Below are 24554 nucleotides of genomic sequence, written 5' to 3'. Positions count from 1 at the left end.
ATGTTTAGGAAAAGGTAAAGTCACACCTTGGAAGATATTAAGCGGCTTAAAAAGGAATTATTCTGGAAGCCGGGAAAATGCGCATATTGCAATGGAATAGGAAAAGTGCCTCCCGACAGAATCGAAAAAATAAGTGCTGACTTCGAATATCTGACAACTGACTTACCTTCCTGGGAGAGACACAAGGTGATTAACGGGGATAGGCATGCACTGGAAAGAGCAGATGAATACAAAGAAGTAATCCCGGACATCTATGTTAGCAGTACATTGGACACCAGTCAACAAGACAAAAAACATACTAAAAGACGGAATTACAAAGTCAAAAAAAGGACTGTACTGCTTCCCTTTGACCGGGCACAAAGCCTTAGACAGGTGGTGGCTTTATTTTTTTAATCAGTGTAGAGCCAGGCAAAAGAAGAAGTACAACGGTATTGTGTTCAGGATCAAACAACAAGATTTACCTGCTTACTTCGGACACTGGATTGGCGCCACCAACCGGGATACCTTTAAAAAGGAAATCACAACCGTAAAACAGCTTAAAACAGAATTTAGGGAAACAGTCACTTGGCGGCTTGGTGAAATGCTTGCACAACAAGCCAACTTAGATAACGGCATCTATGACTATGACAAACGAATGGAACTGTATTTGAGGCTGGCAGACGAAGAGATTGCCAAATCCCCAAAGGCTTTGACAGACAAATTAAATGACCTTGGTTTCATGACTTTTGCCTTAGAAGATTACCAGGTCGTTTTGACAAACTCAATTCCTGCAAACAGGATCGTAAAACTTATCCCTCAAGGCAACGAGTTTGGACGAGTGCTGCGGCTGAAGAAGAAACACAACACATAACACCGCATAACAAACAGGGTGCCTCTTCTTTTGAGACACCCTGTTTTGTAATTATTCAAAAGGTATTCCCAGGTACTGAAGGTATTTATCCAGTACCGCTTTGTCAAACACCGGTTCCGGTATGCCGGAGCCCTGCATGAACTTATCCACGTTATCACGGTGCCATACATAGGTATCCTGGTAAAGCTCCACAGTAGAAAGGCCTTCATGCATATTATCCCTGAAAAGACTGGTCAGCGGATAAAGCCGGTTACTACTATCATCTTCCCATTGTTTGCGCCAATCTTTATAGGGCAGGGCCTGCAGGTTGAAACCATAGAGCTGTTTCAGGCGTTCAAAGAACTGCTCGAGCGTAAGGTTGGTATCCGGAGAGCAGATCAGGTTGAATTTCTGCCCGATGGCATCCTGCTTTTTGGTGATATGTACAATGGCTTTCACCATGTAATCCACCGTGATCAACCCTTCGCGCAATTCACGAAGGCTGGGATAAGAAGCATACTGCACACAGTTCTTCACAAGGCTGGCCCACCATTGGTAAGGGGCGCTGGCGCCTGATTGGCTGTGGCACATGGCATATCCCAGGCGGAACGTAATAACCGGTACCCCTGCTGCTGCAGCCAGGTCGGCAACTGCTTCCATTACCCACTTACTTCTTACATAGCCGATGTCTTTGCTCACCGCCAGCAGGTTCTGGGCAATGTCATCCGTTTCTTTCATGATGGTTTTGTGTGTAAAGACATGGCCCCAGCTATACACAGAGATGGTAGACAAGAGCGACAGGCATTTGGTTTTGCCGGTGGCGGCAAAGCGAATGATCTCGCGCAGGCCGTCCACATTGGGTTTTTTCATAAAAGAATAGGGCTCGATGAAATTTACCGAGCTGCCGGAATGATAGATCACTTCCACTTTAGCGGCCAGTTCCCCGTAAGGGCCGTCTGCAAGGCCCAGGAAAGGTTGTGCAAAATCGCCGGTGACAGGCACAATGCGGTGCCGGGTGTTTTCCGGTACAACAATATGGTAGGTAGAAAAAGCCTGGTGGATTTTTTCAAGTGCATGGTGCTCATCCCGTGCCCTGACAAGGCAATACACGGTAGCGCTGGTGTTGGCCAACAACTCCTGCAAGAGGTGAATGCCTACGAAACCGGTAGCCCCGGTAAGCAGTACGGCAGACTGACGCTCCAGCACAGCAGCATCAAAGGGTTGATCATATTGTACGCCGGGTAAGAGGTAGGCATCCTGCTGGAGCGACACATAAGGTTCCATATCTTCTTCCGGCATACCTTTTTCGCCGGTTTTGACCCGGTTGTCGATCATGGCTGCCAATGCCTGTAATTCGGGATATTGATACAGGTCGCGCAGGTACATCTTGACCTGGAAGCAGTCTTTAAGCTTTGTAATTACAGTGGCCACCAGGAGCGAGTCGCCGCCGATATCAAAGAAATTATCACTGTGATGAATAAATGGTCTTTCAAGGATCTCAGACCATATTGCTGCAACGATACGTTCTGTTTCATTGAAGGGCTCAACTGGTTCCTGGTAGTCGCGGGCTGTCTGGGCAGCGAGCGCCATCAGCGCGGCCCTGTCTGTTTTACCGTTGGCATTGACGGGCAGATCGCCGGCAACGATAAAGCGGGCAGGTACCATATACCCGGGCAGGTCTTGCCTGAGCTGTTGCCGGGCAAGGGCGATGCCCTGCTGTTCATTGGGATGGTCCTGCACAATGAAGGCCACCAGCTGTTTTTGCTGCCGGTTGTTATCTACCGCTATCACGGCTGCACGTTTTACATGCGGCGCCTGCAGTAAGGCAGCTTCTATTTCTCCCAGCTCCACGCGAAAGCCACGGATCTTTACCTGGTTATCGATACGTCCCAGGAACTGGATATTGCCATCAGGCAGACGGCGGGCCAGATCACCGGTGCGGTAAAGTCGCTGGCCGGGCAGGAAAGGATGCGGCACAAACTTGCTATCGGTGAGCACAGGGTTCTTAAAATAACCTTGCGCGATGCCGACGCCACTGATGCATAACTCGCCAACGGCGCCGGGAGCCAACAGCTGCAGGTTGCGGTCCAGTATAAATGCGCGCGTATTGGCAATGGGCTTGCCGATGGTGGGATAATACTGCCCCTCAACATCCACCACGTGATGATGGGTAGCAAACACGGTATATTCCGTAGGGCCATAATAATCGATCAGCTGATACGGAAGCCCCTTGGTAAGCACAGGCTTCAGTTGCTCACCGCCGGAAAACAGGTACTGGAGCGCCAGTCCGGGTGTCTCGCGGCTGAGGGCGATCAGTTCGGGGATCAGCACAGCCGGGCCGAATGCGTGTGTAAGCTGGTTTTTCCTATAAAATTCCATCAGCAGCCCCGCATGTGTTCTTTCCTCGTTATCGGCGATAAACAGGGTTCCCCCGGATAAAAGAGCCGACCAGCATTCCCATACGGAGATGTCGAACGCAAGGCCCGCTACGAGGGAAAGCCTGCTGCCACTGTTAACTGCATACTTTTCCTTGTGCCAGGCGATTAGGTGCTGAATGGACAGATGAGTGATCATCACTCCTTTGGGCTGCCCGGTAGAGCCTGAAGTGTAGATAATGTACGCCAGATCTGTTGGCGCAGGCATCCTGCCAGGCGCGGTAGTGGGTTGGTCCTGCAGGATAGAAAGCTTATCCAGGTAAACCACCGCCGTGTTGTGCACCTGGAAAAGCCTTGAGCCGAGCGATAACTGGGTGATGATCACCGGTGCTGCCACTTCTTCCAGGATGAAGGCCACTCTCTTGCCCGGATAGATGGCATCTACCGGAATGTAGGCGGCGCCTGTCTTAAGAATGCCCAGTACGGCAATGACCCATTCTGTTGAGCGTTCCAGGTATACAGGCACATAACTGCCGCTTGTTACGCCCTGCGCCAAAAGATAATGCGCCAGCTGGTTGCTCTTTTCATCCAATTCCGCGTACGTGAGGGAATGGTCCTTAAAAGACACCGCTATGTTATGCGGTGTGTCGCCTGCTTGTTTGACAAATGCGGAAACCAGTGTTTCGTGGGAGTTGTAATTTTCCCAGGTTGCATGCTCCAATAATTCGTTTGATTGCTGTTCACTAATGGTTGCAACGGTATCTTCCTGTTGCCCCTGCCAGTAATGATGGGTGATGTGCTCCATAAGATAGGTGTCATTTTGAGAGTTAAAAAAAGGGTTACATAAGAATGTGCCGATTCTTAGACGATGTACAGTTAATAAGTGCCCGACAGTGGAATGTGATGGTTACTCTAAAAAACACACGACCTGGGTACGCATTGAATTTACAACGTGGAGGTCCTTACTATGACTAAATTCCGATCAGCCGGCAAATTAGCTTTGTCTGTTGAAATGTGATCGCAGTGAAAAAAAAAACTTCGTTATTAAAACTGCTGTCCCGGCTTTTATTATATTATATTATTATACGTTATAATTTATTGCGTATATTGCGAATGCTGTTGCACATAACATTCTTATCCACAATTTAAACACCTGCAGATGCGCCTATACCTTCTAACGTTCTTATTCCTATCTACTTCACTCCTTTCATTTGGACAAGACAAGAATTACGAAAAAGGTTTAAAAGCTTTTGACGCTAAAGATTACGTAAAAGCGTTTAACCTCCTGAAACCATTCGCTGACGCAGGCGATTCAATGGCTGAATTTGCAATCGGCTTTTGTTATCTCAGTCCCCAACTAAACCTGAAAAACGAATCTTTAGCTGAACGTTACCTCATTAGTTCTGCTGAAAAGTATAACCCAAAATCGATGGGGCTTCTTTCTATTTACTACTTTCAAAAAGGAATAGAAAATGAAAAATTCAAAATTCAGGCATTGGTTTGGGCGGAAATAGCCGGAGCTTATGATCCTGCTTTCAACGCTACAACTACCAGGTTTCTGATCAGGCAATATCTGAATGAAGCAGAGCTGAATGACGCTAAAAAAATACTCGAGGAAAAAAAATTGAAATTTGATAAAATTAGTATTGAAACATTTCAGGAGCTCAATAAACAGGCTAAACCGGGCAATGAAAATTCTGACAGGGCCAGTATTCCCGAAAATAAGTATAACCTAATGAAAGACCCTTATTCTGATTGGGTTTACAGATGGAAGTTTGAGGGATTTGAATGCGATACAATGTATTATACTGCCCAGGTAGAAATAAGTATAATTGACTCGACGATAAATGCCATTAAACAAACCCTGTCATTTCAAAAATTTAATATAACTAAGGACGAACAAAATCATTTGATAAAAGAACTTGAACTGTTAAAAAGCCATAGATGGAAACCTAATATGTTTCCTTATTCAAGCTGTTTAGAGCAAAATGAGATTCAGGCAACTTTTAACAAGACCGAACATCTTCCAGCAGAAAAAGCGAAGAATATGTGTTCAATAGTTTACACCTTTTCAAAACCTATTTTTATTCGCAGTGGGACAATAGCATTGTATCTGGACCAAAAAAGGTATCGGACTAATTACACTCAACTGGAATTCGGTTTTTATACCCTTGAAAATAACAGATGGGAACAGGTTGCAAGCGCTTACAGATATTATGAAAGTTCAAAAAGATAATAATAATGTATATTAACGGTCGATGAATGTAGCGTATCTTCCGCCCGCTTTGAAAATTGCTGACTATGTTCAGGAAATACTCGTTATTGAAGACTACCGGGTAAGCACCTCCTTTGTGATGCCTCTGTTTGCCAATGGTAAGCCTACATTGCTTTTCCAGACGGCAAAAGGACAGATCGGCAATGCGACCAACAACCTGACGCTCTTCGGGCAAACGGTATTCCCAGCGACGCTCACTATCAGGGACGATTTTACCCTGATCGCCTATTTCTTCAAGCCATATACTCTCAACTCATTATTTGGTGTGTCGGCCCAGGAGCTGACGGACAGCCCGGTTGATCTGAACCTTTTGTCGCCGGCTATCAGGGCCAACCTCCAGGAGCAATTGCTGAACGCAGCCTCTACCAGCGAAATGATCACCCTACTGGATAATTATATCTTCAGCCTCACCACCAAGATCAAAACCGATATACAGATCATCAAATATGCGGTAGAGAAGATCGCCAGCGCACCTGCCAAAAAGAACCTGGTGGAAGTACAGCAGGACCTTCATATGACCAGCCGTACCTTCCAGCGGATGTTTGAGAAGAATATCGGCATTATTCCTACCCAGTACAGGCGGATCAGCCAGTTCGACACCGCTTTCCAGCAGCTGAGAAAGCTGCAGTTCAAAAATCTTACAGATCTTTCACTCAGCAACGGTTATTCGGACCAGAGCCATTTTATCCGTGCTTTTAAGGAATTTACCACCATCACCCCTAAAGAGTACCTCGCCCACCTCAAACCGGCCGCAAAATGAATTTTGTCACTTTTGTTCTATTTTTCCCTCCCACCCCTGAGTAATTTTGAACCATCAAACAAACACAAAAACACATCAATATGGCAAACAACATCTATCCCTGTCTCTGGTTTGACGGTCAGGCCCAGGCAGCAGCAAAGTTCTACTGTTCAATTTTCAGGAACTCAAAGATCAAGGCAGACAACCAAATGGTGGTGGAATTTGAGCTTGATGGCAAAAAGTTTATCGGTCTGAATGCAGGCCCGCAGTTCAAGTTCAATGAAGCAGTTTCTTTTGTAATAGACTGCGAAACCCAGGAAGAAATTGACTACTACTGGGAAAAGCTGACAGCCGATGGCGGCAGCGAAAGCAATTGCGGCTGGCTGAAAGACAAATTCGGCGTATCCTGGCAGGTAGTGCCTACTATTTTACCGAAACTGCTTTCCAACCCTGACAAAGCACAACAGGTAATGGAGGTTTTTATGAAAATGAAGAAGTTCGATATTAAAGCACTGGAGAACGCATAAGGGTCTTCCTCCTCCGTCATTGCGAGGAGCAGCGTAGCCAGGTGGGCGGGGCGACGAAGCAATCTTTTAACGTAATCTCTGCGAAAGATTAACTAAAAGATTGCTTCGGCCCGGCTGCGCACAAAGCCCGACGGTCCTCGCAATGACGCGAATGGTGTTACCTCCTTCGCTCCTTGCAATGAGGGGAATGAAGCCCTCGCAACTTACCTCCTGCTTTGCCCGGGTGGCATCCCAAACTTTTTACTATACGCCTTGCTGAAATGCTGCACAGATCCATACCCGAGCTGTGTGGCGATCTCCTTGATAGGCTCCCCTGTCAGCAGCTTTTCCCTGGCCTGCATCAATTTCACATCATTCAGATAGCCGTATACGGTATTATTGAATACTTCTTTAAACCCGTTCTTCAGCTTAAAGGTGTTCAACCCTACTATCTTAGACAGCTCCGTCAACGACGGCGGCTGCTCCATATGCTGCAGCAGGTAATCACGGGCCTGCCGGATACAATCCTTTTCATACTCCGATTTCAGCACCAGCCGCTGTGGCGCTTGCTGCGCCTGCTCAACCGACTGTGCCTGTAAGGCCAGCAATTCCAGGCACTTGGCCTGCAGAAAAAGCAGCTTCAGTCCGCCCTGTACCTGGCAATTCATAATATCGTTCACGCATGCCTGCATGGCCATCGTAGTGGGCAGGCTGGCGGGCGCCAGATCAGCTGGCCGCCTGGCCGCCACCTGGTCTGCAAAACGGCATAACACCTCACAGCTGTTTTTTGCCAGCTCCAGGAAATGACTGGTAGTGATATGTACTTCGAAGAATTTATACCCCCGTTTCCCCACGTGATTAAAATCAGCGATGCCGTCAAATTCAGGGACATAGCTCATATTCTGATGATGGGGAGTGAAGACATAAGTGCGGCCACTGGCCTCGTTGTGTATGCTGCTGTAACCTGCCAGGGAAAAATGTAGTTCTATGGTGTCTGGCAGGTCAACGCCGCGCATCCGGATCCGCTGTTTCCGCAGCACCAGGTCGCCGTAAACGATCAGGATATCCGGCAATATGATCTGCACCAGCTCCGCATCCCCGAAAGGAAAACTCAGCTTCTCGCGGCGCTCCGTTACCATCGGCTGCATCAGCAGCTCCCTGCTGACATGCTGGCCCAGCTCCATCCAGTGTGCAGCTTCCAGCCCATATTCGTCACAAACGATCATGCCCATAAATAACTTTTTGGCGTTCAGATCCTCTGTTAAAAATAAATCTTATTCATGGAAAAAAGAAAAACCGGCGTTGCGGTTTTTTACAGCAGCGGCTGTCAGGTAAGAAAGAGGGGGTTATATCTCAGGTATTGCCGACTTTAGCGACAACACCTGAGATGCTTATAGCAGATCATCTGCTACCTGGTATAATGGAACCACCAGGCGTCCTCAATGGTGGACGTTACCTGGTCTCCTGTATAGGACTTATAATGATCTTTTCTTGTACTGGCGTATCCGTCGTTGTCGTAAGTGTATTCCTGCGTTACTACCATCTTTCTGTCAGAGGTGTTGCCCCGGCTGACATATTGCAGCACATTGTTGGCAGAGAATGCGAAACCAATATCCTCCGGCTCTGTCAGAAAAATTTCCCCTTGCTTAGCGCCAAAGTTCACTTTGTCGTCATAGGTATAATCAATGAAGCTGCTATCCTTTGTTTCTATGTTATTTACATAGGAAACACGCGTTTCCCTGGCAAGATTTCCCTTGCTGTCCCAGGTGTATAACGTTTTGCTTCTCTGCTGCCCATTCGGGTCCTTTGCATACAAACCAGCCGGGCGGCTATCTGCGTTATAAGCGATACTATCATAACCGCTTACACTGCCTCCGGGGGAAAAATACCAGTTTACCTTCTCCAGCTTACCAGCGTTATTGTAGGCGAGCGCCATCCGCAGTTGCTGCGCACCTGTTTTATCGATGCTGATCAGCTTTGCGATTTTGTTGTTTTCATACACGAATGAATCGGTTCCCGTATAAACGCCTTTCCCATCAAATCTCACCTGCTTTACCAGCTTATAGTCTGCATCGTATACAGATGCCAGGCTATCTAAAGCGGAAACCGTGCTCTGGTGGAGCTTGGGAGTTACCTGGCCATTGGTAGGATCAATAGGATTGTTATTGTTATCATCGTCTTTGCTGCAGGCAGCAAACAATACCACAAGTGCCGTTGCACTTAAGAACAGTTTTCTCATAGGACTCGTTGTAATTCCGGTTTAAATGTTAAGAATGAGTGACGTTATTGGGTTATTATGAATTAAAAGGTTAAACATCCGCATGATTCCGGCGCAAATATATGAAATATTTTTACAATAGATCAGCCCCCGAAACTATTTTATCATTTTACCCTGCTTATCTCCTTAGGAGTGATCACCACCGGTATATTATCCGGCCAGTTAAAAGTATACTTATCATCCGTTACCGTAAGCGTGCCTGTGTAAGCCGTCAGCGGCTGCCCTACCCGGATGGTGACAGCATGCGTACCATTGGCAAACCCTCTTGTATACACGAAGCTGTGCGGCGCAGGATAAGGGCCAGGCGTACAATTGACAGCCGCCATGTTGGGCGTGCCCAGGAAGTCAATACTGACCGCTGTAGACGTGGTATTGTTCTGATACACCAACAAGGGCCAGCAGGAATAGCTTTTTTTGCCGCGGGCATGAAATACCAGCACATCATCTTTAAAGGCCAGCGGTTCCAGCGTAATAATATCATCTGCTGCCAGGCTGGAAGGCGCCTGGAAAACCGGCTGCACATAAGGGCTGTCTATTACCCGTACAGTGTCTGTATATACAGGACCATTGTCCTTTGTTTTGGCGCGAACAGTATACAGGCCTGGCTGCGTAAAGAGGATTTCAGCCCAGGGGCCCTGGGCGAAAACTTTTACCGCATCATTCGGCTCTACCGCCCACTCCCCTGTCCAGTTGGGGTCTGTAAGAACCGCTGTTAAGGCCTGGCCTCTTTTTACCACTGTATCTGAGGCATGTAATGCTTCGTTGTCAAACAGGATGCCGATTAATTCGGAGGGCCGATCGGGCTTTTTTTCTTTTTCTTTTTTACAGGCAGTCGCTATCACCAGCACTGCTGAGATAACAGTAGAAAATATAAGTGTCTTATTCATGCTGATCGCTTTTACCCTTATTAGATGCAAACAGCGGCCAAAAGGTTGGGTAAGGGGGAAATTTATGCCTTTTGTCCACCAAATGGCGTGAAAAGTGGGATTTTCCAACGTACAGATGCCGTAATTTTGTGCCGTGTTAAAATGATGGAAGATGAAGATGAACGTCAATATTCCTATATGGCAACTAAAGGAAAATATCTCCGGGGTTCGTATCGAAAAAATGAACGAAGCCTTTGTTTCCTCGCTCTTCGACGACATTAGCAGGCTGCATCGCAACGACCATTTTATATGTATCATGCTAACGGCAGGCAACGCCGAACTATTAGTTGATTTTAAAAAGGTGCCCGTTAGTCCGGGACGGATTGTTTTTCTCTTCCCCGGACAAATCCAGCGGGCAGTTAAGTTTGATAACCAGGTGGATGGCTGGATATTATTCCTGGATAATAAGCTGGTGGATGAACACGCCAGGCTGATGATAGAAGACTCCCTGTTTAAGGGACCGGTCCTGCCGCTATCGCCGCCGGATGTCCGTTGGTTTACCCAGTACTTTGAACTGCTGCTGCAAACCTATAATGATGAATCCTTGGGTAGCCTCCATAAACCAGCGGTGAATGCATTTGCTGCACCCTGCATCTATAAAATAGCATCCGCGTTCCAGGCAAATATGCAATTTGTATCAGGGCACCAGTCCCAAAGAAGCATCGAGCTTACCAAGGAATTCAAACGGCTGGTCAGGCAGCATTTCCCCGACCTGAGAAAGCCTAGTGAATATGCGGCTAAAATGCGCTATTCCATCAGTTACCTGAATGATACGGTAAAAGCGGTGACCGGTTTTACAGCGTCTTATTTTATCCAGCAGGAAATGCTGCGGGAAAGCCAAAGACTACTCTGTTATTCAGACCTCAGCATAAAGGAGATCTCGGATCGCCTGGGATACGACGACCCCAAATACTTCAACCGGATCTTTACCAAACTGGCGGGTACTCCACCGGGACGGTTCAGAATGAACTTCAAATCACTTAAAGCATAAAATCCTGACAGGACATGAAACTTCATCTAATGGGATGTACCAACATTCCCAAATGGATCCTCTTTTTATTTTTCATAGCATCGGTCTGCCGGCTTAAAGCCCAGACCGCGGATAGCAGTAACCTTCCTCTCAGCCTGGAAGCGGCTATCCGGCAAGCAAAAACGGCTAACAAGGCAGTGGCCGCGCTGAAAACAGAAGAAGATGCCGCCCAGTCAGACCTGGCCGATGCAAGAACCGGAACTTTGCCCCGCGTGTTAAGTACTGCATCCTACCAACGTTATACCAAAATAACCCTCTATGATGGTGTGCTGGGTGATCCGCACCAAATCCCCAAACCACCTGATCCCAATGCAGGCGCTTTGGGATTGGAAGCAGCTTTCAACCTGTATGCAGGCGGCAGGCAACGATCCGTGATCACCGACATGAAACATAAAAGTGAGCTGGCCGCCCTGGATACCCGGGAACAGGCATCCAATATCGCACTGCAGGTGACTTTGCAATACCTCAATATGGTCCGGCTTTATTTCCAAAGCCGTCTCATAAAAGACCAGGTAACAAGAGCCCGTTTACGCGCTAAAAATATCAACGCCTTTTATGCCAATGGCAAAGTAACCAAAAGCGATGTACTGAGGGCGGATGTTTCCCTGTCTAACGTGTTGCTAAGCGAAGCCGCCAATGACAATGACTACCGCATCAGCAACCAGCAATTAAACACGCTGTTAAACCTGGATCCATCCACAAAGATCATCCCGGTAGACACCGCCTCCCTGCTACGGCCCGACAGCCTGGAGCTGGAAAAGCTCTCAGCAGACCTTTCAGGCGCCTATGTGATTTTAAAGCTGCAGAAGAATATTGAATTACAGGAAAACCGCACAAAGCTCAGCAGGTCCTTCCAGCTTCCTTCCGTAACCTTGTTCGGCGGTTATGGCTTCAACTATCCCAATACCCTGGTATTTCCACCCAAACCACAAACCTTTGCTGTAGGCACGGCAGGGCTGCGGCTCACTTATGACATCTCATCCTTATACCAGAATAAGAACAAGGTCAGAGCATCCATGCTGAGAGCAACCAGGCTGAAACAGCAAAAGGACTGGATCAGCGATAATGTGCAGCAGGAAGCCGCCGCATTGACCATCAAATACAATGAAGCCCTGAACCGGATAGCGGTTACTAAAAAATCTATCGGACAGGCGGAAACCAACTATAACATACAAAATACCAAGTATGCCAATCAGCTCACCCTTTTAACCGATCTCCTGGAAGCCGATAACCTGTACCAGGAATCCAGGGTGAATTACATACAGGCTAATATCGCCGCCCTGACCATCTATTACCGTCTACTTTTCGTTACAGGTAAATTGTAAAGGAACATAACATGAAAACGAATAAAAATATAAAAACGGGCTTCATGAACAAGCTTATTAAATGGATCGCAGTATCAGTCATAGCGGCCGGGCTCTTTTATTTTACCTGGTATCTTGTCTACGCAGGTAATTACGAAGATACCAATGACGCACAGGTAGAGGCTTTTATCAATCCTGTTTCTGCCCGGGCCAGTGGCTTTATCAGGAATGTGCTTTTTGAAGAGCACCAGCGGATCAAACAGGGAGACACCCTGGTTATTCTCGACAACAGGGAATATATCCAGAAAGTAAAAGAAGCAGAATCCATGCTGGAAGATGCCAAAGGGCAGCTGGAAATACTATCCGCCGCTATCGCATCGGCCCAAACCTCCACGCTGGTGAATAAAGATCAGATCAATGCCGCCAGGGCGAGGCTCTGGCAACAGGAACAGGATGTGAAGAGATTCAAAAACCTGTTGCAGGATGAAGCAGTGACCTTATCTGATTTCGAACAGGTACAAACAAGGTATGACGTTTCTAAAAACGATTACAACGCTGCCATCAATAGCTTAAAAACCGGCGACAGCAAAGTGCGTGAGCTGCAGGCTAAGTACAATTCACTGTTTGCCTTCCGCAAGCGCGCCGAGGCCTTGCTGGACCTGGCAAAGCTGAACCTCAGCTATACGATCATCACTTCTCCCTACAGTGGCTATACAGGCAGAAAAACCATCCTGGAAGGTCAGCAGGTTCAGGCCGGACAGCCACTGGTATCTGTAGTGAACACTGCTGATAAATGGGTGATCGCCAATTTTAAAGAAACACAGGTATACGGCATGTATGTAGGGCAGCCGGTTAGCATTGAGGCAGATGCGGTCCCTGGTAAAATATTCCAGGGAAAAATTGAGGCGATAGCTGCATCCACCGGTTCAAAATTCTCCTTGTTGCCAGCCGATAACGCAACCGGTAATTTTGTGAAGATCATTCAACGTGTGCCCGTCAAAGTAGTATTTACTGACCCGGATGTGGAAGCGCTCAAAGCGGGTATGAACGTAACAGTGAGGGTAAAAAAAGCAGCTAAATAAACGATATGGCGCAGATGATTTATTTTAACAGGCGGCTAAGCCGGCGTCCAGGTTTGGCCCGGATTGCGCTGGTATTGATATTATTTACAGCAATCGCGCAGTTCGCGTCCTTCGGGCTGATCCAGGCGCATGTTATTTCCTTTTACGGCGCACAGCCGGAAGATATTTCTTTTGCTTTACAGATCACCTATGCAGGTATCATCACGACCCTGCCCGTACAGTTCAGGCTTCTGAGATATTTTAATACGCGGACTTACCTGCTGATAGCATTTTTAACAGGGATCCTGCTGAACATAGGATGCCTCTTCGTGCATGACCTCCTTATATTTTCTGTGCTGCGCTTCCTGGCTGGCGTTATTACCTGTATAGTGGTGGGCTGCATGCTTATTCTTATTTTCTCCACACTGCCTGAAGCAAAAAAGATGCTGGTCGGCACCTCGCTGTTCTTTTCACTGATCCTTACTGCTGGTACGATCGTTGGCCTGGGTGCATCCTGGGTAGTATTAAGAACAGACTGGACGGCGGTGTATTACGGGTTGATTGGTTTACAGCTCCTGGGAATGCTGCTCTGTATGCTGATCTTTAAGCCGGTACCTGACAGGAAGCCTTATCCGCTGTACCAGGTGGATTGGGCTGGTGCGGTGTTATTTATGTTCGCATCATCGGGAGCAGCTTTCGTCATGATATACGGGCCTAAACGCTATTGGATGAATGACCCTGTTATCCTCTATACATCCATTGCGGCTGTTGTGCTGGTAGCGCTTTTTCTCTTCAGGCAGACAACACTGAAGAGGCCCCTGATCCATCTGAGTGTTTTTAAATACAGCAAATTTATCTTCGGGCTCTTGCTGATGTTGCTCTTCTATGGGATGAGGGACAGCATTAACCTGGTCTACGGCTATTCGGCCGGTGTACTTGGCTGGAGCGTTTCAGATATAGCGAATGCCGGGCTGTTTAACGTAGCAGGGGTAATCATCGCTACCTTTATCGCGGTAAAAGTGATCCTGGCAAAAAAGCAAAACCTGCCTGTTTTACTATTAGCAGGATTTGCGGTGATGTTCTTTTATCATGTATGGGTATACCAGCGCCTTACGCCTGATTTGTCGCTCAGGGAGTTGCGTATCCCCATATTTTTGCAGGGCTTGGGCTGCGGATTGTTATTTGTTCCGATTACTGTCTTTTGCCTGGTGCAACTTCCGCCCAGCACAGGAATGACCGGGATCATCATCTGCGCCTATGCCCGTTTCCTGGCCGTGCTCAACTCCATCGCGGGTTTCTATACCTTGCAGTTACATTATAACCAGCAATTCAAAGAAGGTTTCCTGGCTAAGCTGATCCCGGAGAATGAGCTCCTTTTGCAACGAACGGAGGTCTACAAAAATCTGCTGGTGGCAAAGGGAGCCGCCCCTGGCGCAGCGGCAGGTATTTCCAATATGCTGATAGCGAAATCTACCGGTGTTCAAAGCCAGTTACTAACGATCAGGGCTATTTTTCTGTTAGGAGCGGTGTTAATGGCGATTACTTTCCTGGTATTGGTAGTTTTTGCAGGTGTCAATAAAGTAAAGGCAGCGAGGGCCAATACATGAGGTGAGTTTCTACCTGGCAGACAATCAATTATGTATGCTTTTGCATACTTTTGTACGGTTTTTGTATCTTTGATGATACATTTTGATAACATTAACCATACAAAAATTGGTAAATGTCAACTAACAAGCAAACGACTCAACAGCCAGCGTCCACATCGAAAATGTCTGCTTTCGACGAGCAGGAAAAGCTCCTGCGCGATATTTATCGTCCGGATATTGAAAAACTGCACCTTTTTACCCAAATGCTGCGGGTAAATGCATTATTTAAGAAGGCAAAAGTTACCCATAAATAAAAGGAATGGATCTTTTAGATGAAGAACTGATCAGGTTTTGGCGAATCCTAAATGAGAACGGGGTAAGATATATTATGGTTGGTGGATTTGCGACCCGTTTCCATGGTTTCAATAGAAGCACGGATGATCTTGATATTTGGTTAGAAGACACAATGGAAAATAGAAAAAAGCTGAGAGCGGCTTTTTTGCAATTAGGATATGGCGATCTCGCCCCCCTGGAAACAATGCAATTTATACCTGGCTTCTCTACCATTACTATTGGTGGAGGAATAGAATTGGATATTCTCGGCCAAATGAAAGGGCTGGAGCGGCTGTCCTTCGATGAATGTTTAAAAATGGCTTCGGTCGCTACCTTAGAAGACGTTACTATTCCTTTCCTGCATATTAATCATCTCATCGAGAATAAAAAAGTAGTAAATCGGCCTAAAGACCAGATTGACGTTATTGAATTAGAAAAAATTCGCAAAATCAGAGAAGAAAAGAATTAACTCCAACTACATATATTTCAACCGGACAATTACTACTTCCTCCTCAACGGCATACGCAAATATACTTCCATCCTTCCTTTATCCTGCAGACTGTTTTTTATAACAGGATTATTATTAATTCCCGGGGTCGTTGTTGAATTGGAGCTGCTGGGATCATATACCCGAGGCTGCCAGGCCGGTGCAGCGCTTTCATGCATCAGCAGCTGATAACTGATCCCTGTCGTTAATCCAAAGCGCCATTGATAAGCAGCTTCCAGTTCCCAGTAAAAACTATGCTTCCCCGGGGCAGCTGCTTTAGAAAAATGCTGGCTCATCATATTAGCGGATGGCGCTCCGCCCCATTTTTTGACGGAAGAACTATCTCCTGTTGAATGCAGGATATGATGATAACGTATACCTGTACCGAATGAGAATTGATGCAGCGTGTAGCCGATACGGATACCTGCATCGGCGCTCAGCACACTTTTAACGCGGTAAGTGGTCCATATGGTGTCTGTTCTGTTTATGCCACTGCTGCCGTTCACCACAGGCTGCACACCAATGTGGCGGAGCGTTTTATCGTAATTCCCCATGTAGCCGGCCCCTATATAAGGCTCCAGGTAGAAATGTTTTTTGACGGGTAAGCGGTACATGAAAGATATCCGCCCGCCGAGGCCTTCATCATCGGCTGCTATAAATCCAGCCTGGATAGCCCAGCGCGCACTAGCAGCAAGGAAACCCGGCGAAGGCGCCGCAGGTAAATTAAGCCCTGCTGCTTTAGACAAGCTAAGCCCATAGGGCTGCGGCAATGGCAATGTTTGCAGGGATAGTCCATTTGCCTTTGTACTTGCCACATGATCCGGCTCATCTTGTACCGTAAGCCTGCGCTGTTGCGGCGCAGCCGCTTGCTGCAGCACTGGTTGTTGCTGCTGCGCCAGTGCTTCCCGTGCAGTTTCCCGCGAAGGCGGTAACCCTATTCCATCACCAACAACCGCGCCTGCCACCTGTTCCGCGGGTTCCTCATACCGGGTGATCCCGGAGGGCGGCGTTGGCGCTTGCTGAGTAATACCATCGCCGCTATTACCGCGGGCGGTATCGTTTGTTTTACCAGGTGTGGCAGTTGTAAGGGCATTATTGGATGAGGACCGGGTAAGATCTGTTGAATTTTTTGCGCGGTAGAGGTAAGACATCAGCAGCGTCAGGGACAGGATCAGGGCAGCAGCACTAAAGAGCAACCAGCGCTTAGAGCGCAGGCCAAACACGGAGCTTGCGCCGCCGGCTATAATACCGGGGCGTTTTTGATCCTCGTCCAGCATAGCAGACAATCCGGCCCAGCCTTCGTCCTCGTCCCTCGGGTCTAAACCGGGGCCGGGTTGCTGGGCGGCTGATTTCAGCCAGGTGTCGATATTTCCGCGCTTTTCATTCATCTGCTTAAGATTGCATATTTAAAAAGTTCCGTTAGGCAGCATCTGCTGCAACAGCTTTTTACCTTCGGCCACATGCCATTTGGATGTGCCCACGCTGATGCCTGTCATGGCAGCGATCTCTTTATGTGTATATCCTTCTACCAGGAAAAGATTGATGACCATCCGGGTAGCCGGCGGCAAGCGCTGGAGCAGCGCCAGCAGGTCTTTATATTCCAGGGGCTGGTGCCCCTCGTATTTTGTGATGTGTTCCGGCAGTTCCGCCGTGATGACTACCTGCGGGTTGGGCCGTTTGCCCCGGAAATGCTCTGCCACGGCGTTCGTGATAATTTTGCGCAGCCAACCCTCAAAGCTGCCCTGGTAAGCATATTGTGCGATATGCTGAAAAGCTTTCAGGAACCCGTTGTTCAGGATATGTAAAGCCGTATCCCGGTCGCTGGTATAGCGTCGGATCGTGTCCATCATAGTGCCTGCATAGCGCCGGTACAGCTTTTCCTGGGAGGCACGGTCATTCCTCCGGCAGCCTTCCAAGAGGGCCGGAAGCTCGCTTTCATGACTGGGATCATCAGCATGCCCGGGTATGTGCAATGATTCGATTCGCAATAAGTATAACAGATGCAGCTACGGCAGCAAAAGGTTGGGTAAACCTAAAGATTTTTTTCCTATTTTAAATCTTATGCTGACAACAAGGAGTTAGATTGTCAGGATTAAGGCTTATCTTCATAGATTTGCATACAATTTGCGGATTCCTGCCAACTTTTTATAAATCATCCTTTCATGTGAATATGACTAGCTCTAAAACTGTATTGTGCGTTGATGATGATGAAGATGACCGTCATTTTCTTTCAGAAGCAATAAAATACCTGGCTCCGGGATTAAATGTCGTGGAAGCAAAGAATGGCGTAGAAGCCTTAAATTACCTGGAAAGCGCCCGGCAGGAGCTGCCCTGCCTTGTTGTGCTCGATATTAATATGCCGTATATGGACGGAAAGCAGACACTCGAACGGATGAAAGCGGACGAGAATTTATCACGCCTGAATGTGGTGGTCTTTACCTCCAGCGAGAACCCTAACGACCGGCTATTCTTTAAGAATAAAGGGGTCAACATGGTGGTAAAACCATTTGACAGCAGGAATCTGCACCAGATCGTAGAAAGATTTATCAGTAATACGTGTATATAAAACGATTATGAAAAAGGATATTATACAACGCAATAATGTACGGTCTTTCGGACAGGGAACGCAGGCAATGATCTTTGCACACGGTTTTGGCTGCGACCAGCATATGTGGCGGTTTATCACACCGGCCTTTGAACAGGACTACCGCATCATTCTCTTCGACTATGTAGGCGCAGGAAAATCAGATATTGCCAGCTATAACCCGGAAAGATATGCTTCCCTGCAGGGGTATGCGCTGGATATCCTTGAAATATGCGAAGCCCTGCAATTAAGGGATGCAATCTTCGTAGGCCACTCCGTAAGCAGCATGATAGGAATGCTGGCCGCCATCGAGCAGCCGGAATATTTCAGTGACATGATTATGGTAGGCCCCTCACCCTGCTATATAAATGAAGACGGCTATGTGGGCGGCTTTGAGCGCAAAGATATCGAAGGCCTTATAGAGACAATGGAGCGGAACTACATTGGCTGGGCCAATTTTCTGGCGCCGGCCATTATGGGACGTAAAGACAAGCCCGAACTGGGGGAGGAACTCACCGAAAGCTTTTGCAGCACAGACCCGGTGATCGCCAACCAGTTTGCAAAAACCACATTCTTTTCAGATAACAGGAAAGATCTTCCCAAACTGCAGGTGCCCTCCCTGATCCTCCAGTGTTCCGAAGACATTATAGCACCGCTGGAAGTGGGTAATTTTCTGCAGCAGCAGCTTCGCGGCAGTACATTACAGGTGATGAAAGCTACCGGGCATTGTCCGCATATGAGCGAACCCGAAGAAACGATCACTTTAATCAAAAACTACCTGCAGCAAAAACAGTAATGAGCAATTACCTGGATATTGCCCCCTGCGGATATCTTACCTTTAGCAGTGACGGACGCTTACAGGAAGTGAACAATACTGTTTGCTCCCTGCTCAACTATAGCAGGGAAGAGCTGCTGGGCCAGAAGTTCGAAAACATACTCAACCTGCCGGGGCGCATTTTTTACCAGACCCATTTTTTTCCTTTGCTGAAAATACAGGGCCATGCAGAAGAGATCTTCCTTACTTTGCTTACAAAAGAGAAAACAGCGCTGCCGGTATTATTGAATGCACAGAAACAGGAGGAAGCAGCTCAAGACGCTTACGCGTGTGCTTTTATTACGGTACATAACAGGAAAAAGTTTGAAGATGAGCTGGTGGCTGCACGCAAAGAGGCAGAACGTGCTTTGCAGGAAAATGTCGTGCTGCAGGCCATGCAGCTGAAACTACAGCAACACGCGGAAGAGCTGGACGAACAGCTGGCCGCCGTAAGTAAAATGAACGCCTGGCTGCATCAGTTTAACCGGGTGATCACCCATGAGCTGCAGGAGCCGCTTAGAAAAATTTCAGTTTTTGCGGGCATGCTGAAAGACACGCCGCTCCAGGACGCAGATCCCCGTTTCTACGGCAACATGGAAAAACTGTTACGCGCAAATGAGCGCCTCCGCTCGGTTGTTTCAGGCCTGCAACAGTACATGTGGCTACAGGAAGCCAAACCAGTATTCACCATCCTGAGCCCCTGTGAAGCGCTTAGCGCTGCCCTTGAAAAAGTATTAAAGGAATTTGATCCTGCATTAATAGCCCTTTCTGTTGATGCCATGCCCCCTTTGATGGCCGACCGCAAACAACTGGAGCTGCTGTTCTATCACGTCCTGTCAAATAGTGTCAAATTCCGCAAAGAAGGAGAAAAAGCCTTTATTTCCGTCAAAAGCGCCATCATTCAGAAAAACCGTTTTACAATGGTGGCTGATAAGTACCGGTACGGGGATTTCCTGAAAATAGATATCGCAGACAAAGGCAGCGGTTTCGATCCCATGTACAAAGAACAGGTATTTGAGCTCTTTAAACGGCTGCACCTGGCAACAGAAGGCAAAGGCATAGGCCTGGCCTTATGCAGGCAAATTGCAGATAACCATGATGGTTATATTACCATCAATGGCAGGCAGAACGAAGGCGCCACCCTTTCCATCATCTTACCCTTGCAACAGCCTTAGCCTGCCGTTAAAATACAAGCAGAACCCGCGTATTGCACCGGCTCTATATTCCCATAAGGAGTAGGGATGCCCATTTCAATACCAATAGCAAATACCAGGGTATGCGTATCTTTGAGAGCGCCGGGAATATCCAGTTTTAACTCATAGGTCCGCGTTTGAAAAGGCTGGTCTGCTATGTGCCATTCCGTATCCAGGCCAGTATTAGCCCATTCGTCGCCATGAACGTTATAAATGCCGTTTTCATAGGTAATATCAGGCACCAGCCCCAGGGCCATAGAAAAGCGGTATAAAGGCTGCTTCCAGGGAAGGTGCAGGTTAATACCTTTTACAAGGCCCGGAAGCTGTATAAGGGCGCCTTTCGTTTCGCGGTTAAAGGCACAGCCCACCGGACCGGTTACAATATTCAGGAACGGCTGCTTTATATGCAGCCTGAAACCCGCCAGCATGTAACGGTGCTGCGACAGGAAAATATTGCGTTCTCCCTTATCACTATGGGGGTCCAGCAGCTGGATACTTTTAAAAACGGTGGTCAGGTCGGAGCTAAAATTATACCCGGCCAGGTGCCTGACATTCGTCAGCGAGGACCTGACAGCACTAACAGCCTTTCCTACTCCCTCAAATTCCTTCATATTCTCCCGGAGACGCTCAAAATTTTTGGACCTCAATATCTGCCGTTTGGTGGGCCCTCCTTTCTTTCGGATAATAATCTTGTCGGAGCCTTTCATTCTGTAAGCCGAGAATTTTCCAAGGCTGCCGGTAAACTCAAAACCTTCTTCAAGGGTTGCCATAAGATAAATTTTAGGGGAATAACAAGCTGAACCTTATAAAGGTTCAATAAACTCATAACTTTTTTTCCAGGAACCATGCAAGATATAAGGAGGATATTAGCCATCTATAAGAGGGGCTTTTATCTCGCTTATAACTCGCAGACAACTCGCTTATATAGGGCAGATATCCTGCGTCAAAGCTGCAACCCATAAGGCTTTCAGCCGAATTACTACGGGAGAGGCAGTGGATTAGTAAAGATAAATGCAGGTAAATAGCTGACTAACAGCACCTTAAAAAGGTAAACAAACAAATTCCGGGGCGGAACAGACGGTTTTAAAACTACTGGCGCTATGACTTAACGGCAGGCTAGTGTAGCCCGTAAAACGTCATCCTGTGTATATACCACATCAACATGTGTAGCACAGCAAAAGCACACTCTCTCTGATATTTTGTATGGAACGGCCTTTGAGCGAAAATATTAAAAAAATAAAATTATGAAACCAGCCTCAACCATCGCTTTGACTATTGCCGGGCTGTCCTTGTTATGGCTATGGCCTGTCAGCAGCACCGCACAGTCAAAAACCGATAAAGACTTCGTCCTCAAAGCCGCCCAAAGCAACATGGCCGAGATCCAGGCAGGGCAGCTTGCTGCCACCCAGGGCAGCACTGATGTGGTAAAACGCTTCGGCACAATGATGGTCAACGATCATACCATCGCGCTGAACGAATTGGATTCCATTGTACGGACAGCGCTTAGGGACTCACTCCCCAAAGAAATTGACGCCGAGCACAAATTGCTCGCCCAACAGCTGCAAAATATGAAGGGAAAGGAATTTGATGACGCTTATATACAATCCCAGATAAAAGATCACCAAACAGCCATCGCGCTATTCGAAAACGAAGTAGCGCAGGGTGAACATCCTGACCTGAAAGCATATGCGACAAAGACCTTGCCCAGACTGAGAATGCATCTGGACCATGTACAGGCGCTTGCAGCTGCATCAAAACAAACGCATTGAGCAAATTGCTACAGCGCGCCTTTGTAGTACTTAGATTCCAACAGGAATGCTTTTACTGCTGAAAGGTCGGCATAATTCAGGGTAATAATTGCCTTGATCGCCTGTTTTTTATCTTTTGAATGGTGATAGTAGGAACTGCAGATAGCATATCCCATATAATAGCCGAGATCTCCCATCGTGGTTGTCTTGCTGCCATTATACAACCAGTTGGAAAAATCTTCTGTAAACAGCTCCTTTTTGAACGCTTTCTTTAACTGTTTATGGTGCTTTTTGCCATATGTGAGATAAGAATGCGTTAATGGCGCTCCAAGCACCAGTTCAGTGATAAAATCGCAGGAGCCTTCATAGATGCATTGCCCCAGCAATACTTTACCTTCTGCACTTTGCTGCGTATGTACGTACTCGTGAATGGCTACCGGTACAATATTATTTGTTTCTCTTGGCTTAAAAAAGTTTGCCAGTCTTTTGTCCGGGAACTCTGACACATCCGTATACCGGTTGCCCATAGCGATCTCGGTGCCGATCAACGCCGTTGAGTCTATCGCTACACCGGCTGCCTTTGCAGGCGTGATTGTAAAGTAAATGCTGGCCTTCCTCATTTCAGGATAAAGCACTTTGAATGCGGCCACGTACTTTTCGATCTCCGGGACTACGGGAGGCACTTTCAAGGTATTTGACCGGATGGAGCTCCAGAATCTGGGGTATTGCTGAATGCTCAACACCAGCTTTTGCGCGTCAAAATTCCTTAGCTGCATAAAGGATCTGAGACCGGCTGTGCCTTTATCTACATATAAAGACTGCATCAGCTGGACCTGCCGGTTTTTGTCCTGCGTTGTTTGCATACTGTCATATGCGATCCAGAAATTGTCAATATCGGAGGTGAAGACATTGCCTGCGCTTTGGCCGAAAAGGGTAAAGGGACCTGCAAGGCAACAAGCTGCTATGATAAAAAGATGCAGGATATACGTGCGAACGCGTCTCAATTGATAAAGATTTGAACGCTTGTAATTAACGGATTTTTACCCTAACTACAAAGACCATAGTAATCATTATTGTTAACCTGACGCTTACAGGCAAAAAAATTGGAACATACGGCTAAATGGAAAACACATTTCCGCCCAATCTTTACATCATCAACAGCGCCGGCGTGCTAACCTGAATTAAAACGAATAAAACATTCTGTTATGGGAATATCTCTTGAACAGGCTCAATCAGCTATTGAGCAGGCCAAAGCCGAAGCCGGAAAGATTGGGACTCCTGTCAATATTGTCGTGCTGGACACGGCGGGTTATTTAAAATCATTCATCCGCATGGATGATGCCTTTCTTGGCTCTATCGACATTGCCATGCAAAAAGCCAAAACGGCGATGCTTTTCCGGACCAGCTCCGAAGCAGTGGGCGAATTCCTCAAACCCGCAGCGGCAGCCTATGGCCTGGAGAACACGAACGGGGGCCTGGTAGCGTTCCCCGGCGCAATGCCTATCATGCAAGGAACAACAATTATCGGTTACATCGGCGTATCAGGCGGCGCAGTTCCGCAGGATGCAAAAATAGCCAAAGCAGGAAGCGTTATCGGGTAAAACATCCATTTATAAAAATAAAACAATACAATTATGACAGACAAAAAACGAATCCTTATTACAGGAGCCGGCTCTGGTTTTGGAGAAGGAAGCGCTATCGGCCTGGCAAAGCTGGGACATGATGTGATCGCCGGTGTGCAGATCTCCCCGCAGGTAACAGCATTGCGCAAAAAAGTGGCAGAACTTGGGCTCGAAAAAAATCTGCGGGTGGAAAAGCTGGACATTCTCGATCATTACGATGTTGCCAATGCGCTGAAATGGGATATAGATGTTTTCTTCAGCAATGCAGGCATCGGCGAAGCCGGCCCTGTTTTTGAAATCCCGGTAGACCTGGTGAGAAGGAACTTTGAAACCAATGTTTTCGCGCCGCTCGCTATTACCCAACAGTTTGTGGCCAGGTGGATCAAAGAAAAAAGAAAAGGCAAGGTGGTCTTCACTTCTTCCATGGGCGGCTTATTCACCCCGGACGGATATGGCATCTACGTATCCACTAAGCACGCGCTGGAAGCGGTAGCAGAAGCATTATCGTCTGAGCTTAAGAAGTATAATATCCAGGTACAGACCATCAATCCCGGCGCTTATCTTACCGGTTATAATGAAACGATGGCCGATAACCCCTTCCGTTGGCTGGATGACAATGTACACTTTACCAAGAGAGCAGAAATGCGTGCCGTTTTTGATTCCCTGCTGGGAACACCCCAGGGCAGATTAGATCCCGAAGAAATGATCGAAGCCATGATCAGGATCGTGCCTTCAGACAAAGGAAAATTCCGCAACGTTGTGCCCAAATTCGTGGAAGATATGTTGAAAGAGCACCAGCAAAAAGCCTGGGACGTAGAGATCTGATCCCTAAAGGAGCGCCTGCTTATGTTTTTATAGGAGACC

General features: G+C 47.4%; 24 protein-coding genes. 16 read left to right on the top strand and 8 right to left on the bottom strand.

Annotated elements, in window-relative coordinates:
- Positions 1 to 253: 253 nt before the first annotated feature.
- Positions 254 to 850, top strand: coding sequence for a hypothetical protein (locus ACR9Y8_RS29950; protein ID WP_481216981.1), 597 nt, complete (start codon positions 254 to 256; stop codon positions 848 to 850).
- A 51-nt stretch (positions 851 to 901) separates the two neighbouring features.
- Here ACR9Y8_RS29950 and ACR9Y8_RS29945 read toward each other — a convergent pair whose 3' ends face one another.
- Positions 902 to 4009: a non-ribosomal peptide synthetase family protein gene (locus ACR9Y8_RS29945; RefSeq protein WP_481216980.1), complete on the bottom strand. Its 3108-nt coding sequence runs from the start codon at positions 4007 to 4009 to the stop codon at positions 902 to 904.
- Between the two features lie 354 nt (positions 4010 to 4363).
- Here ACR9Y8_RS29945 and ACR9Y8_RS29940 point away from each other — a divergent pair, with 354 nt between their 5' ends.
- From ACR9Y8_RS29940 to ACR9Y8_RS29930, 3 genes are all read left to right on the top strand, one after another.
- Positions 4364 to 5440, top strand: coding sequence for an SEL1-like repeat protein (locus ACR9Y8_RS29940; protein ID WP_481216979.1), 1077 nt, complete (start codon positions 4364 to 4366; stop codon positions 5438 to 5440).
- A 22-nt stretch (positions 5441 to 5462) separates the two neighbouring features.
- Positions 5463 to 6239 carry a helix-turn-helix domain-containing protein gene (locus ACR9Y8_RS29935; protein ID WP_481216978.1) on the top strand — a complete coding sequence of 259 codons (777 nt, stop codon included), beginning with the start codon at positions 5463 to 5465 and terminating at the stop codon, positions 6237 to 6239.
- 80 nt (positions 6240 to 6319) lie between these two features.
- A complete protein-coding gene (locus tag ACR9Y8_RS29930; RefSeq protein ID WP_481216977.1) occupies positions 6320 to 6745 on the top strand; it encodes a VOC family protein in 426 nt (141 codons plus the stop codon).
- A gap of 203 nt (positions 6746 to 6948) precedes the next feature.
- Here the strand turns inward: ACR9Y8_RS29930 and ACR9Y8_RS29925 are convergent, their stop codons facing one another.
- The 3 genes from ACR9Y8_RS29925 to ACR9Y8_RS29915 all read right to left on the bottom strand — a co-directional run bounded on the left by ACR9Y8_RS29925 (position 6949) and on the right by ACR9Y8_RS29915 (position 9889).
- A complete protein-coding gene (locus ACR9Y8_RS29925) occupies positions 6949 to 7956 on the bottom strand; it encodes a helix-turn-helix domain-containing protein (protein ID WP_481216976.1) in 1008 nt (335 codons plus the stop codon).
- Positions 7957 to 8132: 176 nt separating this feature from the next.
- Positions 8133 to 8963 carry a hypothetical protein gene (locus ACR9Y8_RS29920; protein WP_481216975.1) on the bottom strand — a complete coding sequence of 277 codons (831 nt, stop codon included), beginning with the start codon at positions 8961 to 8963 and terminating at the stop codon, positions 8133 to 8135.
- Positions 8964 to 9106: 143 nt separating this feature from the next.
- Positions 9107 to 9889 carry a hypothetical protein gene (locus tag ACR9Y8_RS29915; protein WP_481216974.1) on the bottom strand — a complete coding sequence of 261 codons (783 nt, stop codon included), beginning with the start codon at positions 9887 to 9889 and terminating at the stop codon, positions 9107 to 9109.
- Between the two features lie 151 nt (positions 9890 to 10040).
- Between ACR9Y8_RS29915 and ACR9Y8_RS29910 the strand changes: the two genes are divergently transcribed.
- The 6 genes from ACR9Y8_RS29910 to ACR9Y8_RS29885 all read left to right on the top strand — a co-directional run bounded on the left by ACR9Y8_RS29910 (position 10041) and on the right by ACR9Y8_RS29885 (position 15711).
- Positions 10041 to 10919, top strand: a complete 879-nt coding sequence (locus ACR9Y8_RS29910; protein WP_481216973.1) for a helix-turn-helix domain-containing protein — start codon at positions 10041 to 10043, stop codon at positions 10917 to 10919.
- A gap of 14 nt (positions 10920 to 10933) precedes the next feature.
- Positions 10934 to 12283, top strand: a complete 1350-nt coding sequence (locus tag ACR9Y8_RS29905; protein WP_481216972.1) for a TolC family protein — start codon at positions 10934 to 10936, stop codon at positions 12281 to 12283.
- A 44-nt stretch (positions 12284 to 12327) separates the two neighbouring features.
- A complete protein-coding gene (locus tag ACR9Y8_RS29900) occupies positions 12328 to 13344 on the top strand; it encodes an HlyD family secretion protein (protein WP_481216971.1) in 1017 nt (338 codons plus the stop codon).
- Positions 13345 to 13349: 5 nt separating this feature from the next.
- Entirely contained in the window at positions 13350 to 14930 is a 1581-nt protein-coding gene (locus tag ACR9Y8_RS29895) for an MFS transporter (protein ID WP_481216970.1), read from the top strand.
- A 113-nt stretch (positions 14931 to 15043) separates the two neighbouring features.
- Complete coding sequence (locus tag ACR9Y8_RS29890; RefSeq protein WP_481216969.1) at positions 15044 to 15223, top strand: hypothetical protein; 180 nt, start codon at positions 15044 to 15046, stop codon at positions 15221 to 15223.
- Between the two features lie 5 nt (positions 15224 to 15228).
- Positions 15229 to 15711, top strand: coding sequence for a hypothetical protein (locus ACR9Y8_RS29885; protein ID WP_481216968.1), 483 nt, complete (start codon positions 15229 to 15231; stop codon positions 15709 to 15711).
- 32 nt (positions 15712 to 15743) lie between these two features.
- Here ACR9Y8_RS29885 and ACR9Y8_RS29880 read toward each other — a convergent pair whose 3' ends face one another.
- Together ACR9Y8_RS29880 and ACR9Y8_RS29875 are read right to left on the bottom strand one after the other, a co-directional pair.
- Complete coding sequence (locus tag ACR9Y8_RS29880) at positions 15744 to 17117, bottom strand: hypothetical protein (protein ID WP_481216967.1); 1374 nt, start codon at positions 17115 to 17117, stop codon at positions 15744 to 15746.
- Between the two features lie 18 nt (positions 17118 to 17135).
- A complete protein-coding gene (locus tag ACR9Y8_RS29875; RefSeq protein WP_481216966.1) occupies positions 17136 to 17717 on the bottom strand; it encodes an RNA polymerase sigma factor in 582 nt (193 codons plus the stop codon).
- A gap of 182 nt (positions 17718 to 17899) precedes the next feature.
- On the opposite strand from ACR9Y8_RS29875, the gene ACR9Y8_RS29870 reads away from it, so the two are divergent.
- From ACR9Y8_RS29870 to ACR9Y8_RS29860, 3 genes are read left to right on the top strand one after another with little or no spacing between them, the layout of a single operon-like run.
- On the top strand, positions 17900 to 18295 hold the full coding sequence (locus ACR9Y8_RS29870; protein ID WP_481216965.1) for a response regulator: 396 nt from the start codon (positions 17900 to 17902) through the stop codon (positions 18293 to 18295).
- Positions 18296 to 18302: 7 nt separating this feature from the next.
- Entirely contained in the window at positions 18303 to 19109 is an 807-nt protein-coding gene (locus tag ACR9Y8_RS29865) for an alpha/beta fold hydrolase (protein WP_481216964.1), read from the top strand.
- On the top strand, positions 19109 to 20302 hold the full coding sequence (locus ACR9Y8_RS29860) for an ATP-binding protein (RefSeq protein WP_481216963.1): 1194 nt from the start codon (positions 19109 to 19111) through the stop codon (positions 20300 to 20302). The genes ACR9Y8_RS29865 and ACR9Y8_RS29860 overlap by 1 nt, the downstream gene beginning before the upstream one ends.
- Here the strand turns inward: ACR9Y8_RS29860 and ACR9Y8_RS29855 are convergent.
- Entirely contained in the window at positions 20299 to 21090 is a 792-nt protein-coding gene (locus ACR9Y8_RS29855; RefSeq protein ID WP_481216962.1) for a hypothetical protein, read from the bottom strand. The genes ACR9Y8_RS29860 and ACR9Y8_RS29855 overlap by 4 nt on opposite strands.
- 474 nt (positions 21091 to 21564) lie before the next feature.
- Between ACR9Y8_RS29855 and ACR9Y8_RS29850 the strand changes: the two genes are divergently transcribed.
- Positions 21565 to 22089, top strand: coding sequence for a DUF4142 domain-containing protein (locus ACR9Y8_RS29850; protein WP_481216961.1), 525 nt, complete (start codon positions 21565 to 21567; stop codon positions 22087 to 22089).
- Positions 22090 to 22097: 8 nt separating this feature from the next.
- Here the strand turns inward: ACR9Y8_RS29850 and ACR9Y8_RS29845 are convergent, their stop codons facing one another.
- On the bottom strand, positions 22098 to 23072 hold the full coding sequence (locus ACR9Y8_RS29845) for a gliding motility protein GldB-related protein (protein WP_481216960.1): 975 nt from the start codon (positions 23070 to 23072) through the stop codon (positions 22098 to 22100).
- A 201-nt stretch (positions 23073 to 23273) separates the two neighbouring features.
- Between ACR9Y8_RS29845 and ACR9Y8_RS29840 the strand changes: the two genes are divergently transcribed.
- A complete protein-coding gene (locus ACR9Y8_RS29840; RefSeq protein WP_481216959.1) occupies positions 23274 to 23669 on the top strand; it encodes a GlcG/HbpS family heme-binding protein in 396 nt (131 codons plus the stop codon).
- A 33-nt stretch (positions 23670 to 23702) separates the two neighbouring features.
- On the top strand, positions 23703 to 24515 hold the full coding sequence (locus ACR9Y8_RS29835; RefSeq protein ID WP_481216958.1) for an SDR family oxidoreductase: 813 nt from the start codon (positions 23703 to 23705) through the stop codon (positions 24513 to 24515).
- The last annotated feature ends 39 nt before the right edge of the window (positions 24516 to 24554 follow it).

Source organism: Chitinophaga sp. SVR4-12A, from assembly GCF_056754765.1.
The sequence above is the reverse complement of the archived record's forward strand: the minus strand, read 5'-3'. Positions and strand labels throughout refer to the sequence as shown.

Bases quoted from the DNA above. Each gene is read 5' to 3' on its own strand.
- ACR9Y8_RS29850 (WP_481216961.1), top strand. From the start codon at position 21,565: ATGAAACCAGCCTCAACCATCGCTTTGACTATTGCCGGGCTGTCCTTG.
- ACR9Y8_RS29840 (WP_481216959.1), top strand. From the start codon at position 23,274: ATGGGAATATCTCTTGAACAGGCTCAATCAGCTATTGAGCAGGCCAAA.
- ACR9Y8_RS29880 (WP_481216967.1), bottom strand. From the start codon at position 17,117: ATGAATGAAAAGCGCGGAAATATCGACACCTGGCTGAAATCAGCCGCC.
- ACR9Y8_RS29940 (WP_481216979.1), top strand. From the start codon at position 4,364: ATGCGCCTATACCTTCTAACGTTCTTATTCCTATCTACTTCACTCCTT.
- ACR9Y8_RS29865 (WP_481216964.1), top strand. From the start codon at position 18,303: ATGAAAAAGGATATTATACAACGCAATAATGTACGGTCTTTCGGACAG.
- ACR9Y8_RS29925 (WP_481216976.1), bottom strand. From the start codon at position 7,956: ATGGGCATGATCGTTTGTGACGAATATGGGCTGGAAGCTGCACACTGG.
- ACR9Y8_RS29910 (WP_481216973.1), top strand. From the start codon at position 10,041: ATGAAGATGAACGTCAATATTCCTATATGGCAACTAAAGGAAAATATC.
- ACR9Y8_RS29935 (WP_481216978.1), top strand. From the start codon at position 5,463: ATGAATGTAGCGTATCTTCCGCCCGCTTTGAAAATTGCTGACTATGTT.
- ACR9Y8_RS29885 (WP_481216968.1), top strand. From the start codon at position 15,229: ATGGATCTTTTAGATGAAGAACTGATCAGGTTTTGGCGAATCCTAAAT.
- ACR9Y8_RS29920 (WP_481216975.1), bottom strand. From the start codon at position 8,963: ATGAGAAAACTGTTCTTAAGTGCAACGGCACTTGTGGTATTGTTTGCT.
- ACR9Y8_RS29915 (WP_481216974.1), bottom strand. From the start codon at position 9,889: ATGAATAAGACACTTATATTTTCTACTGTTATCTCAGCAGTGCTGGTG.
- ACR9Y8_RS29895 (WP_481216970.1), top strand. From the start codon at position 13,350: ATGGCGCAGATGATTTATTTTAACAGGCGGCTAAGCCGGCGTCCAGGT.
- ACR9Y8_RS29930 (WP_481216977.1), top strand. From the start codon at position 6,320: ATGGCAAACAACATCTATCCCTGTCTCTGGTTTGACGGTCAGGCCCAG.
- ACR9Y8_RS29900 (WP_481216971.1), top strand. From the start codon at position 12,328: ATGAACAAGCTTATTAAATGGATCGCAGTATCAGTCATAGCGGCCGGG.
- ACR9Y8_RS29945 (WP_481216980.1), bottom strand. From the start codon at position 4,009: ATGGAGCACATCACCCATCATTACTGGCAGGGGCAACAGGAAGATACC.
- ACR9Y8_RS29870 (WP_481216965.1), top strand. From the start codon at position 17,900: ATGACTAGCTCTAAAACTGTATTGTGCGTTGATGATGATGAAGATGAC.
- ACR9Y8_RS29835 (WP_481216958.1), top strand. From the start codon at position 23,703: ATGACAGACAAAAAACGAATCCTTATTACAGGAGCCGGCTCTGGTTTT.
- ACR9Y8_RS29905 (WP_481216972.1), top strand. From the start codon at position 10,934: ATGAAACTTCATCTAATGGGATGTACCAACATTCCCAAATGGATCCTC.
- ACR9Y8_RS29855 (WP_481216962.1), bottom strand. From the start codon at position 21,090: ATGGCAACCCTTGAAGAAGGTTTTGAGTTTACCGGCAGCCTTGGAAAA.
- ACR9Y8_RS29950 (WP_481216981.1), top strand. From the start codon at position 254: ATGTTAGCAGTACATTGGACACCAGTCAACAAGACAAAAAACATACTA.
- ACR9Y8_RS29890 (WP_481216969.1), top strand. From the start codon at position 15,044: ATGTCAACTAACAAGCAAACGACTCAACAGCCAGCGTCCACATCGAAA.
- ACR9Y8_RS29860 (WP_481216963.1), top strand. From the start codon at position 19,109: ATGAGCAATTACCTGGATATTGCCCCCTGCGGATATCTTACCTTTAGC.